Source organism: Nocardia sp. NPDC004168 (assembly GCF_040610355.1).
Classification (GTDB): Bacteria; Actinomycetota; Actinomycetes; order Mycobacteriales; family Mycobacteriaceae; genus Nocardia; species Nocardia sichangensis.
In genome coordinates this window covers 24,169-40,351 of the sequence record NZ_JBEXME010000008.1, presented here as the reverse complement: position 1 = coordinate 40,351, position 16,183 = coordinate 24,169, and the positions used below count along the sequence as shown (strand labels likewise).

General features: G+C 68.9%; 16 protein-coding genes. 7 read left to right on the top strand and 9 right to left on the bottom strand.

What is annotated here, in order from left to right:
- The first annotated feature begins 37 nt into the window (after positions 1-37).
- Positions 38-940 carry a homocysteine S-methyltransferase gene (gene mmuM, locus ABZW96_RS17200; RefSeq protein ID WP_355075975.1) on the top strand — a complete coding sequence of 301 codons (903 nt, stop codon included), beginning with the start codon at positions 38-40 and terminating at the stop codon, positions 938-940.
- Between the two features lie 17 nt (positions 941-957).
- On the opposite strand, the gene ABZW96_RS17195 is transcribed toward mmuM, so the two are convergent.
- Both ABZW96_RS17195 and ABZW96_RS17190 read right to left on the bottom strand, forming a co-directional pair.
- Positions 958-1,818 carry an RNA polymerase sigma factor gene (locus tag ABZW96_RS17195; RefSeq protein ID WP_355075626.1) on the bottom strand — a complete coding sequence of 287 codons (861 nt, stop codon included), beginning with the start codon at positions 1,816-1,818 and terminating at the stop codon, positions 958-960.
- Positions 1,819-1,882: 64 nt separating this feature from the next.
- Positions 1,883-2,842, bottom strand: a complete 960-nt coding sequence (locus ABZW96_RS17190; protein ID WP_355075624.1) for a haloalkane dehalogenase — start codon at positions 2,840-2,842, stop codon at positions 1,883-1,885.
- A 595-nt stretch (positions 2,843-3,437) separates the two neighbouring features.
- Between ABZW96_RS17190 and ABZW96_RS17185 the strand changes: the two genes are divergently transcribed.
- A complete protein-coding gene (locus tag ABZW96_RS17185; protein ID WP_355075622.1) occupies positions 3,438-4,160 on the top strand; it encodes an HNH endonuclease family protein in 723 nt (240 codons plus the stop codon).
- Positions 4,161-4,163: 3 nt separating this feature from the next.
- Here the strand turns inward: ABZW96_RS17185 and ABZW96_RS17180 are convergent, their stop codons facing one another.
- Both ABZW96_RS17180 and ABZW96_RS17175 read right to left on the bottom strand, forming a co-directional pair.
- The gene (locus ABZW96_RS17180; protein ID WP_355075973.1) at positions 4,164-5,180 is read right to left on the bottom strand and encodes an NAD(P)-dependent alcohol dehydrogenase; all 1,017 of its coding nucleotides are present in this window, start codon (positions 5,178-5,180) and stop codon (positions 4,164-4,166) included.
- Complete coding sequence (locus tag ABZW96_RS17175; protein ID WP_355075621.1) at positions 5,180-5,623, bottom strand: hypothetical protein; 444 nt, start codon at positions 5,621-5,623, stop codon at positions 5,180-5,182. Before ABZW96_RS17175 ends, ABZW96_RS17180 begins: the two co-directional genes overlap by 1 nt.
- A gap of 86 nt (positions 5,624-5,709) precedes the next feature.
- On the opposite strand from ABZW96_RS17175, the gene ABZW96_RS17170 reads away from it, so the two are divergent.
- Positions 5,710-6,501 (top strand): helix-turn-helix transcriptional regulator, encoded by a 792-nt coding sequence (locus ABZW96_RS17170; RefSeq protein ID WP_355075620.1) that lies wholly within the window; start codon positions 5,710-5,712, stop codon positions 6,499-6,501.
- A gap of 12 nt (positions 6,502-6,513) precedes the next feature.
- On the opposite strand, the gene ABZW96_RS17165 is transcribed toward ABZW96_RS17170, so the two are convergent.
- From ABZW96_RS17165 to ABZW96_RS17145, 5 genes are all read right to left on the bottom strand, one after another.
- On the bottom strand, positions 6,514-7,437 hold the full coding sequence (locus ABZW96_RS17165; protein ID WP_355075618.1) for a LysR family transcriptional regulator: 924 nt from the start codon (positions 7,435-7,437) through the stop codon (positions 6,514-6,516).
- Positions 7,438-7,515: 78 nt separating this feature from the next.
- On the bottom strand, positions 7,516-8,718 hold the full coding sequence (locus ABZW96_RS17160) for an FAD-dependent monooxygenase (RefSeq protein ID WP_355075616.1): 1,203 nt from the start codon (positions 8,716-8,718) through the stop codon (positions 7,516-7,518).
- 182 nt (positions 8,719-8,900) lie between these two features.
- Positions 8,901-9,545, bottom strand: coding sequence for a PadR family transcriptional regulator (locus ABZW96_RS17155; protein WP_355075615.1), 645 nt, complete (start codon positions 9,543-9,545; stop codon positions 8,901-8,903).
- A gap of 63 nt (positions 9,546-9,608) precedes the next feature.
- Positions 9,609-11,642 carry an MDR family MFS transporter gene (locus tag ABZW96_RS17150; protein ID WP_355075613.1) on the bottom strand — a complete coding sequence of 678 codons (2,034 nt, stop codon included), beginning with the start codon at positions 11,640-11,642 and terminating at the stop codon, positions 9,609-9,611.
- A 55-nt stretch (positions 11,643-11,697) separates the two neighbouring features.
- Positions 11,698-12,357 (bottom strand): TetR/AcrR family transcriptional regulator, encoded by a 660-nt coding sequence (locus ABZW96_RS17145; protein ID WP_355075611.1) that lies wholly within the window; start codon positions 12,355-12,357, stop codon positions 11,698-11,700.
- A gap of 162 nt (positions 12,358-12,519) precedes the next feature.
- Between ABZW96_RS17145 and ABZW96_RS17140 the strand changes: the two genes are divergently transcribed.
- From ABZW96_RS17140 to ABZW96_RS17125, 4 genes are all read left to right on the top strand, one after another.
- Positions 12,520-13,929 (top strand): lipase family protein, encoded by a 1,410-nt coding sequence (locus ABZW96_RS17140; RefSeq protein WP_355075609.1) that lies wholly within the window; start codon positions 12,520-12,522, stop codon positions 13,927-13,929.
- A 114-nt stretch (positions 13,930-14,043) separates the two neighbouring features.
- The gene (locus tag ABZW96_RS17135) at positions 14,044-14,919 is read left to right on the top strand and encodes an oxidoreductase (protein WP_355075607.1); all 876 of its coding nucleotides are present in this window, start codon (positions 14,044-14,046) and stop codon (positions 14,917-14,919) included.
- A gap of 424 nt (positions 14,920-15,343) precedes the next feature.
- The gene (locus ABZW96_RS17130) at positions 15,344-15,817 is read left to right on the top strand and encodes a transcriptional regulator (protein WP_355075605.1); all 474 of its coding nucleotides are present in this window, start codon (positions 15,344-15,346) and stop codon (positions 15,815-15,817) included.
- Between the two features lie 62 nt (positions 15,818-15,879).
- Positions 15,880-16,179, top strand: a complete 300-nt coding sequence (locus ABZW96_RS17125; protein WP_245562483.1) for a DUF3817 domain-containing protein — start codon at positions 15,880-15,882, stop codon at positions 16,177-16,179.
- Positions 16,180-16,183 lie beyond the last annotated feature (4 nt).

The window sequence follows — 16,183 nt, the reverse complement described above, 5'->3', positions numbered from 1 at the left end:
CAGTGGAGCCGTGCTGTTCGACCCTGCCGCGGGGGCACTGATCTCGGACGGTGGACTGGCCACCGAGCTGGAGGCGCGCGGCCACGACCTCTCCGACGCGTTGTGGTCGGCCCGCCTGCTCGTGGACGATCCCGCCGCGATCCGGTCCGTGCACGAAGCTTATTTCCGGGCGGGCGCCGACATCGCGACCACCGCCACCTACCAGGCTTCTTTCGAGGGCTTCGCCGCACGCGGGCTGACCAGGGCGCAGACGGTGGAGCTGTGGCGACGTGGCGTGGCGCTGGCCCGTGCCGCGTGCGACGCCGAGGCCGCTGATCGGCGCCGCTGGGTCGCCGCCTCGATCGGCCCCTACGGCGCCGCGCTGGCGGACGGATCGGAATACCGTGGCCGCTACGGGCGCACCGTAGCTGAACTGCGGGCCTGGCACCGACCGCGCATGGAGGTGCTCGCGGAGGCGGGCGCCGACCTGCTGGCCATGGAGACCGTTCCCGACGTCGACGAAGCCGAAGCGCTGGTCGACCTGGTGAACGACCTCGGCGTGCCCGCATGGCTGAGCTACACCGTCGACGGCGCGCGCACCAGAGCCGGGCAACCGCTCGCCGACGCCTTCGCGGTGGCCACGGGCTCGGACTCGATCGTCGCGATCGGCGTGAACTGCTGCGCGCCCGCCGATGTCGCCGCCGCGGTCGAACTCGCCGCCGGAACCGGCAAGCCCGTGGTCGCCTACCCGAACAGCGGTGAGGACTGGGATGCCGCGCGCCACCGTTGGACCGGCCCCACCCGGTTCACCGCAGGACAAGCCAGGGACTGGTTCGCCCGAGGCGCACGGATCATCGGCGGCTGCTGCCGGGTCGGCCCCGCACAGATCACACGCCTGGCAACGGAGCTACGAGGAACCCCGCCCGGCACTGGTTCACCCCACGCGGAAGCACCGGGCTGATCACCGACGCGGCGGGTTCACGTCTCCTTGAGCATGGGGAAACGCCCCGAACCGAGCAGCCCCGCGATCGCGTCCATCTTCGCCTGCGGCGCGGCGTAGTCGGGGTGCGCGCGCAGCACCGACGCCGCGTCGTGCAGCCGGATCATCTGCCGTTCGGCCTCGGCCGCGGTGCGCCCGCCCGCGCTGACCGGATGGCGCGCGTACACCGGACGGCTCCGGTCGACCCGTCCCAGCGCCAGAGCTTTGTCCACGCGGCGCGAGCAGCGGCAGAACGCCGCCGGGTCGACCAGGCCACAGGTCGAGTTCAGGAAGTTCCCGAGCCGTTTCTTGGCGCGCTCCAACCGCTTTCGATAGGCGGTGGGGGTGATGTCTAGGATCCAGGCGGCCTCGGTGGAGTTCAGCTCGAACACGTCGCCGAGCACGAAGGCGATCCGTTCGTCCCGGGCCAGGCATTGCAACATGCCTTGGCTACAGGTGAGCCGCACCTCGGCGGTCAGCAGCACCGCTTCCGGTCCGCGATAGTCCGCCTCCGACAGACCGTCGGCCAGTCCGTCCCGGTAGGCGTCCAAGCTCAGTTCCGCGGCCTCCTGCGGGGTCTGCCGCCGCAGATTCAGCAGGTGGTTGACGCCGATGCGGTAGGCCCAGGTGAGCAGCTTCGCCTCGCCGCGCCAGGTGTGCAGATGATCGAGGACGCGCACCATGATCTCCTGCGTCGCGTCCTCGGCCTCCGCGGGCCGCCAGACCATGCGCAGCGCCAGCCGGTACAGCGGGTCCTGCAACAGGCGCACCACCTCGGCGACGGCGTCCCGGTCGCCCGCGACCGCGCGAGCGACCATGGCCTTCTCGTCCGCCGCGACCCGCTCGTGCTCCGTGCTCATCCGGCCATCATTCGGCCCGCGCCGCGGTCGGCGCAAGCACTGCCGGGTCACAGCGCGGCCGAGATCACGCGCGAGCGGCGGCACCGACCAAGGCGTGCCGATCGAGCCACTGCGCGACCGCCCGGCCGATCTCGTCCGGCCGATCCTCCGGCGCGTGGTGGCCCGCCGGAGGGATCGCGACGACCTCGGCGCTCGCGAAGGTGCTCGCGGCCCAGTCGATCGCCTCCGCCGATCCCAGCCCGACGCCGTTCTCCAACGCCATCAGCAACTTGGGCACCTCGGGCGTCGCGGCCGCCCAATCGTCGTAGTTCCGCACCAGGGCGACCACGTCGGCGGGCTCGCCGTCCAGCGGGAACTCCCGCGGCCACACCAGCAGCGGCTTGCGCGAGGCCGGGGTCGGATACGGCGCCCGGTACACGTCGTGGTCCTCGGGCGACAGGTCGGCGACGCCCTTCGGCAGGTTGAACTCGATGAAGATGTTCTCCTCCAGGATCATCCGCTCCCCTTCCGCCGAGCGAAACTTCCGGAACAGCTCGGCGCCGAGCGGAGGCAGCTCGTCGAAGCGCATCGGCCGCAGGAACGTTTCGATCAGCGCGATCCCGCGCACGCGGCCGGGATGCCGCGCGGCCCAGTCCATGCCCAGCGCGCCGCCCCAGTCGTGTCCGACCAGCACCACTCGGTCCAGCCCGAGCGCGTCGAACCAGGCGTCGAGGTAGGCGGCGTGATCGGTGAAACGGTAGGCGCTGTCCGGCTTGCCCGACTCCCCCATCCCGATCAGGTCCGGCGCCAGCACCCTGCTCCGGTCGGCCACGTGCGGAATGACGTTGCGCCACAGATGCGAGGAGGTCGGATTGCCGTGCAGGAACACGACGGGGATCTCTCCCGCACCGGTATCGCGGTAGTTGATGAACGAGTCGATGACGTCGACGGTGGGCATGATGTGGTCCTTTCGGGTCCGGCTTTTCGCCTGCACCCGTTTGGACACACGATTCACACCGCCTGTGACCGGATATGAAGTGAGCATCGTCACAGGCCCGTCGAACCGGTCGTCGCGAAGGCGTCAACTCTCGGACACATCCGTACTCATACAGTAGATATATGGCCGAAACTGAAGATCGGCTGAGAAACTTTTCGAATCGTGCGAACGAACTTGCCAATTCGCGCGGCATCTATCTACTGTCTTGATACGTAGAAACAAGCGTGATCGAGACGGAGCGGATGCGTGCTGCAACCGGAGAGCGGCTTCCCTGGTCACCGGCGCCCGCCGGACATCGATCACTCCTGATCATCACGAGTGAGTCCGGAGCAGGCGCGGCTCGACACCTCGGGACCTCCCCCTCATCAGCCCCGTGGTGTCGTCCCAGTGCGGGCTTCGGAGTGGACAACCATCCGCACAACCGCGCGGCTCCACCGGCCTCCTCGTGATCACCGCCCCCGAATCGGCGCCGGCACGGCGATTCGGGGGCGGCCCCGGTTCTCCAGTTCGGCAGCTATGGCGCACGGCCCGTTACCGGCCAGCTGTGCCGAATCTCATACGCGCCGATCGGTTGCGCGAAGCCGGTCACTGGATACCTTTTCGCCGGTTACAGTTTCAAGTGGATTCGGCGTTAGGAAGTTCGATGAAGTCCACAGTGCAACGGCTGGCTCTGATCGGCATCATGGTGGCGACTTCCATCGGACTGGTCTCCTGCACAACCGTTCCGCCCGGCCAGTCGACCGCGTCGGGCTGCGGTTCCGGCGGACGGGCCTGCGCCGACGCGCCCGCCCCGATTCCCTCGCGCGACGCGCTCGCGCTGTTGAACGCGCTGCGCGTGGCCGACCGTGCGCCCAAGACCGGATACAGCCGTGACGAATTCGGGCCGCCCTGGTCCGACAACGTCTCGGTGCCCGGCGGCAACAACGGCTGCGACACCCGCAACGACATCCTCCAGCGCGACATGACCGACGTGACGTTCAAGTCGGGCAAGTGCATCGTCGCGACCGGAACGCTCGCCGACTTCTACACCGGAAAGACCATCGACTTCAAGCGCGGCACGAAGTCCTCCGACGACGTGCAGATCGACCATGTCGTCGCGCTCTCGGACGCGTGGCAGAAAGGCGCACAGAAGCTTTCCGCCGAACGCCGCCGCGATCTGGCCAACGACCCGCTGAACCTGCAGGCCGTGGACGGTCCGACCAACCAGTCCAAGAGCGACTCCGACGCGGCCGATTGGCTGCCGCCGAACAAGGGTTACCACTGCGCCTACGTGACCAGGCAGATCCAGGTGAAGACGGCCTACCAACTCTGGGTCACCGCGGCCGAAAAGGACGCCATGACGCGGATTCTCACCGCCTGCCCCTGAGTCCTAGGGGAACTCGATCACCACCTTCCCGAAGGGGTCTCCGGTGCGGAAATACCGGTAGGCCGCTTCGGCTTCCTCGAACGCGAACACGCGGTCGATGACGGGACGCATCCCGTGGGCGGTGATCGCTCGGTTCATCGCCTCGAACTGCGTCCGGCTGCCCACCGCGATGCGGCGAATCGACAGATACGACGTCCCGAACGGGTTGCCTACGGGCGCGTCGGTGGCGGGCAACGCGCCGATCATCGTGATCCGCGCGTTGTATCCGCCCGACCGCACGGATTTCGCCAGGGTCGGCATGCCCACCGCGTCGAGGATGTGTTCCACACCGTCGCCTCCGGTGCGGTCCAGCACGGCCAGCTCCCAGTCCGGTGTCCGGCTCCGATCGATCACCTCGTCGGCTCCCAGCGCGCGCAGCCGCTCGGCCTTTCGCGCGCTCGAGGTCACCGAGATGACATAAGCGCCCAGCATTTTCGCGTGCTGCACACCGAAAAGGCCCACCGATCCACTGCCGACGGTCAAGACGGTCTCGCCGGGCAGCACCGGCAGCGGCGTGGTCAGCGCCGCCCACGCCACCACTCCGGCGCAGGTCAGCGTGGCGGCCTCCACGTCGGTGAGATGGTCGGGCACGTGCACCACCGAATCCTCTTCCAGCACCGCGTACGTGGCGAGCATGCCGGGATAGGTGGCGCCGTACTGCTCGACCACGTGCGCTTGGCGCTGTGGCCCGTCGATCCAGCGGACGAAGTAGGAGGCGGTCACCCGGTCGCCCAGCGCGGCGCGCGTCACTTCCTCGCCCACGGCGATCACCGCGCCGACACCGTCGCTGAGCGGGACGACGCCCGGGGTCGCGGGCAGCGGATACGTTCCGTCCAGCAACATGAGATCGCGACGATTCAGTGACGCCGCCAGCATCTGGATCACCACTTGGCGTGGCCCTGGCTCTGGCATCTCCTGCGGCGCGACGGTCAGCGCGTCCGCCCCGCGCGCGGGGTCGAGATGGTAGGCGACGGCCCGCATCACGCGACACCGATGTACTGGTGGTCCCACCGGATCCGGCCCGCGTCGTCGAGCGCGATGACGTCGTATCCGCCGCCGACGACCGCCCCGTCGGTCTTCGTCACCATGTGCCAGGTCAGGCCGATCAGGTTCAGTGACAGACGAACCGCCTGCCCCTTGGGTACGAACACGTGCTCACCAGGGGCGACGAATTCCTCGTAGGCGCGATCCACGCGCCGGTCCAGCGCTTCGTAGCCGCGGATCTCCACGGTCGGGATCGGGAAGGACAGTCGGGCAAGCGCCTCCCGCATCTCCTGCGGCGGATCCACCAGCACCTGGGCGCCGTCCTCGGACCACAGTTCCCGGATCAGCTTGTGCCTGGCCTGCGCGTCGGATTCGTTCCACAGCGCGATGTAGCGCTCGGCGAATCGGAACAGTTCCCGCTCATCGAATTGATTGCTCATGGGACGGAGTCTCGCCGTCGTCCGGAGCCTGTGCGATTCCCCGCAAGGTATGGCGAAGCCGCCGCCCGACGCCCGATACTGCTGCCATGACGACGGCGGCCGAGTCCACCGGGTTCGCCCGGCAGCTCAAGCATTGGCGCACGCTGCGACGGGTCAGCCAGCTGGATCTCGCGATCCGCGCCGACACCACGCAGCGTCATCTCAGCTTCCTGGAACAGGGCCGCTCACGCCCCGGACGCACGATGGTGGTGCGGTTGGCCGAATCACTGGAGCTGTCACTGCGTGAGCGCAACGGACTGCTGCTCGCCGCGGGTTACGCGCCGGTCTTCCCCGAATCGGCGCTCGATACCGCGGAATTGGCGCCGATGCTGGAGGCGTTGCGGGCGATCCTGGACGGCCACCTGCCCTACCCGGCGCTGGTGGTCCGGCCGCACGGCGTCCTGCTCGCCGCCAACTCGGCCTTCGAGGTGCTCACCGAGGGCGCCGCGCCGTGGCTGCTGGAGCCGCCGGTCAACGTGCTGCGGCTCGCGCTACACCCGGACGGCTTGGCCGCCCGCGTGGTCAACCTGCCGGAATGGGGACGGCACGTCACCGAGGCGCTGCGCAACCGGATGGCCCGCAGCCCCGATCCCGCCTTGGAGGAGCTGATCGCCGAGCTGGAGACGTATCTGCCCCAGGCCGAACCGGGACCGGACCATCTCGGTTTCGCGGTGCCGCTGCGCCTGCGCTGCGCCGAAGGGGAATTGCGTTTGATCACCACGCTCACCTCCTTCGCCACCGCGGTGGACGTCACGCTCGCCGAGTTGCAATTGGAGGCGTTCCTGCCCGGCGACGAGCGGACCGCGCGAATTCTGCGCGACCGCGCGGCCCGATACTGAGCGGGCCCGCGCTCACCAGTGCAGCGCCGCGGCGGTCAGCCGCTGACGGACCAGCTCGACGTGCGGGCGAACAGCGGGTCCGGGCCGACGCACCAGGAATGCCGTGTTGATCGGCGGGTCCTCCGGTTCCAACAGCGCGACGAGCGATCCCGAATCCAGTTCGGCCGCACAGAGATATCGCGGCAGCACACTGATCCCCGCGCCCGCCGCGACCGCCGCGGCGACCGCGCGCAGGTCGGCGACGACCACCGCGGCCTCGGCGGCAAGCCGGACGCCGAAGACGTGCCGCCAATACCGGCGCAGGATCGGCAGATCCGGGGCGTAACTGACCAGCGGAACATCGGACAACGCGACCGGGCCCTTGGTCCGCAACAGGTCGCCGTCGACGCGCGCGGCGACCTGCGGCCCGGCGACGAGCACGAACTCCTCGTCACCCAGCGGTTCGGCGACCACCGTCCGGCCTCTGGGCCGGACCGTCGACACCACCAGGTCGAAGTGTCCGGCCCGCAGCCCGCCGAGCAAGTCGTCGGTCAGCCCCGCGTGGACTGCCAGTCGAACCCCTCGCTCGACCAGTGGCGCCAGCGCGGGGAGCCCGTGCACCGCGAGGAACTCGGCGGGTCCGGCGAGACGAACGGCGGGCTGTGGCGCGGGTTCGGCCCGGTGGACCGGACCCGCCACGGTGTCCAGCGCGTCCAGCGGCGCGGCGATGCGCGCCGCCAGCTCGGTCGCCGCCGCGGTCGGCGCGACGCCGCGCGGCAATCGGTCGAACAGTCGCGCGCCGAGCCGCTTCTCCAACGCCTGCAATTGGCCGGTCACGGTCGGCTGGGACAAGCCGACCAGCCGCGCCCCGGCTGTGATCGAACCGGCCCGGTGCACGGCCAGGAAGGTGCGCAACTGGTTCAGATCCAGATTTCCATCGGAATCCCTATCGCTCACCACGCAACTCTATTCCGCCGCCGATAGCCGCACCGGAGGTCCCCCGGGTCGCTCGGACCCGAGGGACCTCCGGCCGACTCAGACCGACGCGAGCTCGTGCTCGGCGGGAGCGTCCCAGTCGATCCGGTAGCGCTGCTCCGGTCCCATGGTCTTCTCCGGTTTCATCACGGTCTTGGCCATGACCGGCATGAGCAACTGCATGACCTTGCGTCCCACCGGCCCCGGCGTCTTGCTGTGATTGATCTTCGCCGCGCGCGCCGCGACGCCTTCCACCCGCTCGCGCCGCAAGCGCTCGTAGACCGCGAACGCCTCCGGAGCGGGCAGATCACGCAAGCAGCGGGCCAGCTGCACGGCGCTCTCGATGGCCAGCGACGCGCCCTGACCGGAACTGTTGGACGGAGCGTGCACCGCATCGCCGACCAGCACCATCCGCCCGCGATACCAGTGCGGCACCGGCGGCATGATGTGCAGTGCGCCGACCACCTCCAACTGCTCCTCGGTGGTGCGCCGAGCGAGCTCGCCGCCAGGGGTGTCGTCGCCGTAGACCTCGCGCAGGATGCGCAACCAGTGCGCGCTCGGCACCGCCCGCGCCGCGGTGAGCGACAGATACTCCTTGTGCGGCAGGTTCGCTCCCCATGCCACCCGCCCGTCCCCGAGCGGCCAGTACAGGTAGTAGGCCCGCTTGCCGAACGCGAAGGTCATGGTGTCCGGGGGGATGTCGGCGTCGCACTCGGTGGTCGCGCCGAAGCCGAGCATGCCGGTGTAGTCGGGGCCGGGCGCCTTCGGGTCGATCAGCGTGCGCACCCGCGAGCGGATGCCGTCCGCGCCGATCAGCACGTCGGCGGTGGCTGTGCTGCCGTCGGCGAACTGGGCGGTGATGCCCGACGCGTCCTCGCGCACATCGACCAGGCGCTTGTCGTACTCGAACGGAACGCCCGCCGCGACCGCGTGCCGGTGCAGCGTTTGGTGCAGCTCGCCGCGATCGACCAGTTGCAGCGGCGGCATATCGGGGATGCCGGGCATCGCCAGCACCTTCGCGCCGACGGACATGTTCATGTTGCGGACCGGAAGCGCGATGGCGCGGACCGGGTCGCCCGCCCCGATGATGTCGAGCGCGGCGACGCCGTTCGGCGCGAGCGCGAGTCCGCTGCCGATGCCATAGGAAGGGCCGGGATAGGCCTCGTAGACGCGGGCGTCGATGCCCGCTTTGCGCAGGGCCGTCGCGACGACGGGGCCGGCGATGCCGCCACCGATCACCAGGGCGGTACGTGTTGTGGACATGGGTGTCTCCAGGATTCGTGCGATACGGGTTTCGGTTCCCGGACCGACACACGCGCCACCCACCCGGTTATCCTGTGGTTGCCAGCCTTGTAGCCGGGTGCGCGTTCGCGGGCGCGGTTCGAGACTGTTCGATCGGGCCCGGCGGCGGTGTTGCCGCACCTTCGCCGGGTCCGGTTTCTCGGCTAGTCCTCGGCCATCCCCCTCTCCACCATTTCGGCGACCTCCGACGGCAGCGCGCCGCGCTCGTGCCACTCGCGCCATTGCGCCAGTCCGGGGAAGGTGCCCTCGGTCAGTTCCGCGCGCAGTGAGCGCGTCCACGCCGCCTCGGCTTCGAGCATCGCCAGTCCGAACTCGGACTCGACGATGAACAGTCGCGGCAACGCGCCCGCGAGTTCGCCGAGTTCACGACGTACGGTCTCGATGGTTCGATCCAGCGCTTCGAGGCGGGTGGCGAGCAGTTCGACCACCTCGGCGGGCGGAAGCACCGCGAGAATCGACAGCCCCGCGACGAACCGGTGCGGTTCCGGTTCCGGAGTCGACAGCAGTTCCCTGGTCCAATCGGCCATCTCGGCGCGACCCTCGTCGGTGATCCGATAGATGACTCGCTCGGGACGGGCGCCCGCCCGTTCACTGCCGACGACCTCGAGGAACCCGACCTTGGCCATGTTCTGCACGACCGTGTAGAGCGAACCCCATTTGATCGTCATGTCGTGGTCCTTGCCCCGGTCACGCAGGGTCTGGGCGATTTCGTAGCGATGCATGGGGCGCTCGACGATCACGGACAGCACCGCGAGCGCCAACAGGTTGTCGACCTTGCGTTTCTTCATCGCGGCACCTCCTCCTTACTCGTCTACGAATATACGTCTACGAGTAATCGACCGCAAGAGCGGTCAGGCGGGCACCGTTTCCTGCTCGCGCGCGTGGTCCTCCAGCAACTTCGTGGCGATGTTCGTCAGCGCCTGATCCAGCAGTGCGCGATCGGCCGGGTCGGCCTCGTTCCAGTCGTCGAGCCTGGTGTCGAGCCAGCGCCGCCAGGCCGCCTTGATCCGATCCATCTCGGCCGCACCGGAATCGGTGAGCCGCAAGCGTTTACCCTCTCGCGTCAGATAGCCCTCCGCGCCGACCTGGTCGTAGATCGGCTCGATCACCTCCTGGGGCACTCGGTGCGCCCAGGCGATTCCGGCCAGCGTGGCGTCACCGCGCACCCGGTCGCGCAGATACACCTGGCCGAGCGCCCATGCCTCACCGCGTGTGAGGTCGCTGTCCGCGTCGGCGAGGATGCGCGCGCCGATCGGATCCTCCGCCCCCGCTCGGTGCATGGTGCCCGCGATGGCGCGTTCCAGTTGCACCAGCCGATCGGGCGAGTCGGGCACCGAGAACCCTTCGCCCACATCGCCCGCCCCCGCCCGCGCGCTGTCACGCAGCGGCACCTCGGGCAGGAACCACGCGACCACGAATCCGGCCAACACGATCGGAACGACCCAGAAGAACACGTAGTCGATCGAGTCCGCGTACGCATCGATGATCGGCGCCGACTGTTCGGCGGGCAACGCGCGCAACGCCTGCGGGTCCGCCGCGACCCCGGGTGGCACCACGCGCACCTGAGCCAGCGCGGCGGCGAGGTTGGGGCCGATCTGGTTGCTGTAGAGCGTGCCGAAGATGGCCGTCCCGAAGGCGCTACCGAGCGTGCGGAAGAACGTGACACCGGATGTCGCGGTACCCAGCTGGGCGTAGGGCACGGTGTTCTGCACGACGATGGTGAGCACCTGCATCGCCAGTCCGATACCCAGGCCGAGGATCAGCATGTACAGCGACTCCAGCAATGTGCCGGTGGTCCGGCCCATCGTCGACATCAAGTACAGGCCGAGCGCCATGACCAACGTGCCCGCGATCGGGAAGTACCGGTAGCGGCCGGTCTTGCCGACCACCTGCCCGGACAGGATCGAGGTGGTGAACAGGCCCACCACCAGCGGCAGCGTGCGAACACCCGACATGGTGGCCGAAACACCGTCGACATATTGCAGATACGCGGGCAGGTAGGTCATCGAGCCGAGCATGGCGAAGCCGACGATGAAACTGAGGATCGAGCACACCGTGAACACCCGGCTGCGGAACAACCCCATCGGCAGCATCGGTTCCGCTGCGCGCAACTCGACCCCGACGAACGTGACGAGCAGGAAAGCCGCCGCGGCGAACAGGCCGACGATTGTCGGCGAGCCCCACGCGTACTGCTGCCCGCCCCATTCCAGGCCGAGGATCAGGCAGGAGACGCCCAGCGCCACCAAGCCGATGCCGAGGTAATCGATGATCGGCCTGGCCGCCGCGCGCACCCGTGGGATGGTGCGGGCCGCCAACGCGATCATCACCACCGCGACCGGCACGTTGACGTAGAAGCACCAGCGCCAGCTGGCGTGGTCGGTGAACAGGCCGCCCAGCGTCGGACCGATCACCGTGGTCACGCCGAATACCGCACCCAGCGCGCCCTGGTACTTACCCCGCTGCCGCAACGGGATGATGTCGGCGATCAGCGCCATCGACGTGACCATCAGTCCGCCCGCGCCGAAGCCCTGGATCCCGCGAGCGAGGACCAGCACCAGCATGCCGTTCGCCAGGCCTGCGACCATCGAGCCGACGATGAAGATCACCGCACTGATCTGGAACACCAGCTTGCGGCCGAACAGATCGCCGAGCTTTCCGGCGAGGGCGGTCGCCACCGCCTCGGCGAGCAGGTACGAGGTGACCACCCACGCCATGTGCCCCGCCCCGCCGAGGTCGGCGACGATGGTGGGCAGCGCGGTGGACACGATGGTCTGGTCCAGCGCCGCCATGAGCATGCCGAGCACGATGGTGCCGAATACGATGTTGGTCTTGGCCCTGCCCATCGGGGCAACAGGGTCCGCGGCGACAGCAACCGAACCGGCCATCAGCCCAGTATGGGCTTTTGCCGCGTCGATGGATATCCAGCGACACGGCAGCGAATCAGCCGGGTTCGCCCTCCGGCGCTTCCTCCGGCCGCTCGATGAGCGACATCGCGATGGGCACGAGCAGATCGACGAGTTCGGCCACCGACGGACGCGGATCGGCGAGCACCCACTCGTGCGCCAGCCCGTTGATCGCGCCGATCAAGGCGCTCGCCCCCCACCCCGGCGTGCCGCGCACCCGCGAACCGGGAGCAACCACCGGAACCACGTGGGTTTCCAGCACGGAAGCCCACGCGTGCCTGCGTTCGCGGCGGTGGCGCTCCATCCGTTCGCTCACGCCCACCACTTCGATGAAGGCGACCTTGGCGCGGTAGGGATCGGCGCCGATCGACTCGAGATAAGCGGTCACCACGGCGGTCATCGCGGCGCGCAGGTCGAACCGCGGGTCGAGCGCGTCCATCCGCGCGACCACGGCCGCGGCGGCCTCGTTCTGGATCCGGTCGTACGCGGCGACCAGAACGTCCTCCCTGGTCTGGAACTCCTCGTAGAACTGACGCTTGGACAGACCCGCGGCGGCGCACACGTCGGCCAGCGAGCAATCGGCGTAACCGCGCTCGGCGAAGATCCGGGTGGCCGCGTCGAGGAACCGCTGACGCCGCTCGGCTTTCCGCTCCACGACGGCACGCCCGCCGTATTGCCTGCCCACTGTCGCCGTCATATCTCTCACCGTAGCGAAATCCCGGCGACCACGAACTACCCCGCGTGCCTTGGCCGCCGCCCGATTCGTACTTGTGATCCGGGTCATGACGCCGCATACTCTGATCCAGTCTGAAACCGATGGGGCTCACAAATGTGGCTCACAGAACGAAGAGGTTCTCGCGTGGTCATTTCGCGCAAGCACGCACCGAAGCTGCTCGCGGCGCTCGCCGTGGTGGCGGTGGGACTGCCCTTCCTCCCCGCCTCGGCAGCCGCCGAGCCCGCGCCGGACGATCCGGTGGTCCAGCCCGCACTGCCGTTCCCCCTTCCGCCGCTGCCGCCGGGCTTCGACCCGGCGTTCTATCGCCCGCCCGCGCAGACCTACACCGACTTGCCCCCCGGCCAGATCATCGCCGCACGCCAGGTGAATCTGGCGAACCTGTCGCTGCTCCCGGTGAACGTGGACGCCTGGCAGTTGTCCTACCGCTCCACCAACTCCCGCGGCGAGGCCATCCCCGCCGTGGCCACGGTGATCAAGCCGCGCGGCTACGTCGCCGACCGGCCGCTGTTCTCCTACCAGATCGCCGAAGACTCGACCGGCAACTACTGCATGCCGTCGTATCAACTCCAGATGGGTTCCGTCCCCGCGACCTTGACCGGCTCCACCCTGGTGGCGGCCCAGTTCCTCGAGGTGCAGGCCGCACTGGCCCAAGGCTGGGCCGCGGTGATCCCCGACCACCAGGGGCCCGACTCGGCTTACGCCGCAGGTCCTTTGGCGGGCCGGATCACGCTCGACGGCATTCGCGCCGCGGAGAACTTCGCACCGATGCAACTGTCCGGGACCGGGACCAGGGTCGGGATGATGGGCTACTCCGGCGGCGCGATCGCCACCGGCTGGGCCGCCGAACTGAAGCGCGACTACGCACCCGAACTCAACGTGGTCGGCACCGCGGAGGGCGGCATCCCCGCCGACCTGTCGGCCGCATTGCGGATGGCCAACGGCAATCTCTCCGCCGGGCTGATCTTCGCGGGCGCGCTCGGCGTCTCGCGCGAATATCCCGAGCTGCGGAAATTCCTCGACGAGAACGCGAACGGCCTGGGCAAGCTCATGATCGCGGGCAAGGAACAACTCTGCGCCAGCTACCAGGCCGCGCTGTTCCCGTTCGCCGACAACCTCGGGATGCTGGCGAAGAATCCCTTCACCGACCCCGCTGTCGCCGACGTGCTGCACAAGACGAAGCTCGGCAAGGCCGTGCCGGACATGCCGATGCTGATGTACCAGGCCAATGCCGACTGGCTGATCCCGGTCGGACCGGTCAACGAGCTCGTCGGAACCTATGCCGAGGACCCGGGCGCGCGGGTCGAGTACATCCGCGACCACTTCAGCGAGCACCTGACCCTGGACCCGATCGCGGCACCGCGCGCGCTGCTGTGGCTGAAGGACCGCTTCGCGGGCGCGCCGGTGGCCGGCGGCGTCACCATCACCGATGTCGGCTCGATGACGTTGGACCCCGCCACCTGGCAGGTGTGGAGCGACACGGTGGGTGCCGTACTCGCGGCCGCCTTCGGGCAACCCATCGGCAGCGGCCGCTGAACGACCCGGCCGACAGCTCGTGTCGCGGGCGCGTTCCGCGACACGAGCCCTTGCGTCTGAGACGATCGATGCCGATATCTTCCCCGGAAACTTACTCCAGAGTAAGGTTGGCGCATGGCGTGGAAACCAGCTGAGATCCCGGACCAGACGGGACGCACCTTTGTCATCACCGGCGCGAACGGCGGCTTGGGCGCCGTCACCACGAAAGTCCTGGCGTCCAAGGGCGCGACCGTGATCATGGCCTGCCGCAACGCGGTCAAGGCGAAAGAGGTCGCCGCGGGCATCGACGGCGATGTCCGCGTGGCGGAACTGGACCTGGCCGATCTGTCCTCGGTGCGCAAGTTCGCCGACGACAGCGGCGAATTCGACGTCCTGGTCAACAACGCCGGCCTGATGAACATCCCGTTCTCGCGAACCAAAGACGGCTTCGAGACCCAGTGGGGCGTCAATCACCTCGGGCACTTCGCGCTCACCGGCCTCCTGCTGGACCGGATCACCGATCGGGTGGTCACCCTCTCCAGCATCGCGCACAAGCAGACGCCGAAGCTCTGGATCGACGACCTCGACTACGAAAAGCGCCGCTACCAGCGCAATCTCGCCTATGCGCAGGCCAAGCTGTGCAATCTGATGTTCGCCCGTGAACTGCAGCGCAGGCTGCGTGAATCCGGCTCCCGCAAGCGCTCCTACGCGGTGCACCCCGGTGTCTCGGCCACCGACCTCTTCGCGCACACCGAGACCCCGCTCGACCACATCGCCAAGCCGTTCATCCGCCTGATCGGGCACTCGCCCGCCAAGGCCGCGCACTCGACGTTGTTCGCCGCCACCATGCCGGACGCCGATCCCGAGACCTACTGGGGCCCGACCCGGCTCTTCGGCAGCCAGGGCCCGGTGAAACCCTCGTCGTCCACCCGCCTGTCGCAGAACAAGGACCTGTGGCAGCGGCTGTGGGCAGAGTCGGAGCGCAAGACCGGAGTCACCTACTCGTTCTGAGCGGAGCAACACCGGAGCAGTCAGCGGCAACTGCACGCCGGGGGCCCGGTTGTCGATGCGCCCGGAAGGGTCCGCGTCGTGCGCGCGGCCCCTGCGGTCGAACCGGGCCGACTCGTCGAGTTCACCGCAGGCGGAGTCCGGCCGCGCGCTCGGTGGCACGCGCCGGAGCGGACGCCCGATGCGCGCTGCCACATGGCGGCGAGCGGCACCACTCGTGACGACTGCGTGATTTGCAGCGGCCCGCTGCCACATCGGAAGCCACATCCGGCAGCGGGCGCGCGGCCGCTCGTCTCGGCATCCGACACCGCCCCGAGCGCCGGTCCGCTCCGCACCGTTCGTCGCCTCGATGACCGTGGTCACAGCAGGCGCGGGACGGCGCACCTTGTTCTACGGCCCGCGTAGTAGAACGGGTACCGTAGAAGCCGTGTCCGCCTCACCCCGCCGCTCGGCACACAACCGCCCGGCCCTCATCGCGCTGGTGATCGTCGCCGCGCTGGGCTGCCTGGGGCTGGCCTGGTGGCAGTGGGAACGGTACGAGTCCGCGACCGGCACCGCACAGAATCTCGGCTACGCGCTGCAGTGGCCCCTGTTCGCGGGTTTCGCCGTCTTCGCCTACTTCCGGTTCGTGCGGCTGGAACGCGAGGCAGGCGAACCAGAGGAAAAGAACGAGTCCGCCGCGGCTTCGCGGCGCGAGGCACCCACAGCCAAGCGCGCCGCGAAGCCGATCGCGCCGACCGAACTCCCGGCGGGACTGCTGCCCGAGCGCCCGAAGGCCGTCCGGGATGATGACCCCGTGCTCGCCGAGTACAACCGATACCTCGCCGCGCTGCACGCCGACGACATCGAAGAACAGGTCCGCACGGCAGGCCTGCACACCCGCGAGAGGAGCGCCGGTTGACCACCAGCGAGAATTCCACCGAGACCACCGCTGCCCCGGCCAGGGCCGGGAACGCCGCCAAGATCGGTCCGGCGCTGCTGCGCTATCGGGCGCTGGCCTGGATCACCGGCCTCTGGTTGCTGCTGCTCACCGGTGAGATGATCGCCAAGTACGGCTTCGACGTGGCCACCCCCAGCTGGATCGCGGTCGTGCACGGCTGGGTGTACTTCGTCTACCTGCTGGTCACCGCCGACCTCGCGGTCAAGGTCCGCTGGCCGGTCCTGCGCACCGTCGGCACCCTGCTCGCGGGCACCATCCCGTTGCTGTCGTTCTTCGTCGAACACGTCAACGCCAAGCAGGTCAAGCAGACCTTCGGCGTCTGAGGCG

Coding starts and splice junctions, on each gene's coding strand:
- ABZW96_RS17145 (WP_355075611.1), bottom strand. CDS start 12,357: ATGACGGCGACAGTGGGCAGGCAATACGGCGGGCGTGCCGTCGTGGAG.
- ABZW96_RS17185 (WP_355075622.1), top strand. CDS start 3,438: ATGAAGTCCACAGTGCAACGGCTGGCTCTGATCGGCATCATGGTGGCG.
- ABZW96_RS17170 (WP_355075620.1), top strand. CDS start 5,710: ATGACGACGGCGGCCGAGTCCACCGGGTTCGCCCGGCAGCTCAAGCAT.
- ABZW96_RS17135 (WP_355075607.1), top strand. CDS start 14,044: ATGGCGTGGAAACCAGCTGAGATCCCGGACCAGACGGGACGCACCTTT.
- ABZW96_RS17180 (WP_355075973.1), bottom strand. CDS start 5,180: ATGCGGGCCGTCGCCTACCATCTCGACCCCGCGCGCGGGGCGGACGCG.
- ABZW96_RS17175 (WP_355075621.1), bottom strand. CDS start 5,623: ATGAGCAATCAATTCGATGAGCGGGAACTGTTCCGATTCGCCGAGCGC.
- ABZW96_RS17190 (WP_355075624.1), bottom strand. CDS start 2,842: ATGCTCACTTCATATCCGGTCACAGGCGGTGTGAATCGTGTGTCCAAA.
- ABZW96_RS17195 (WP_355075626.1), bottom strand. CDS start 1,818: ATGAGCACGGAGCACGAGCGGGTCGCGGCGGACGAGAAGGCCATGGTC.
- ABZW96_RS17160 (WP_355075616.1), bottom strand. CDS start 8,718: ATGTCCACAACACGTACCGCCCTGGTGATCGGTGGCGGCATCGCCGGC.
- ABZW96_RS17155 (WP_355075615.1), bottom strand. CDS start 9,545: ATGAAGAAACGCAAGGTCGACAACCTGTTGGCGCTCGCGGTGCTGTCC.
- ABZW96_RS17150 (WP_355075613.1), bottom strand. CDS start 11,642: ATGGCCGGTTCGGTTGCTGTCGCCGCGGACCCTGTTGCCCCGATGGGC.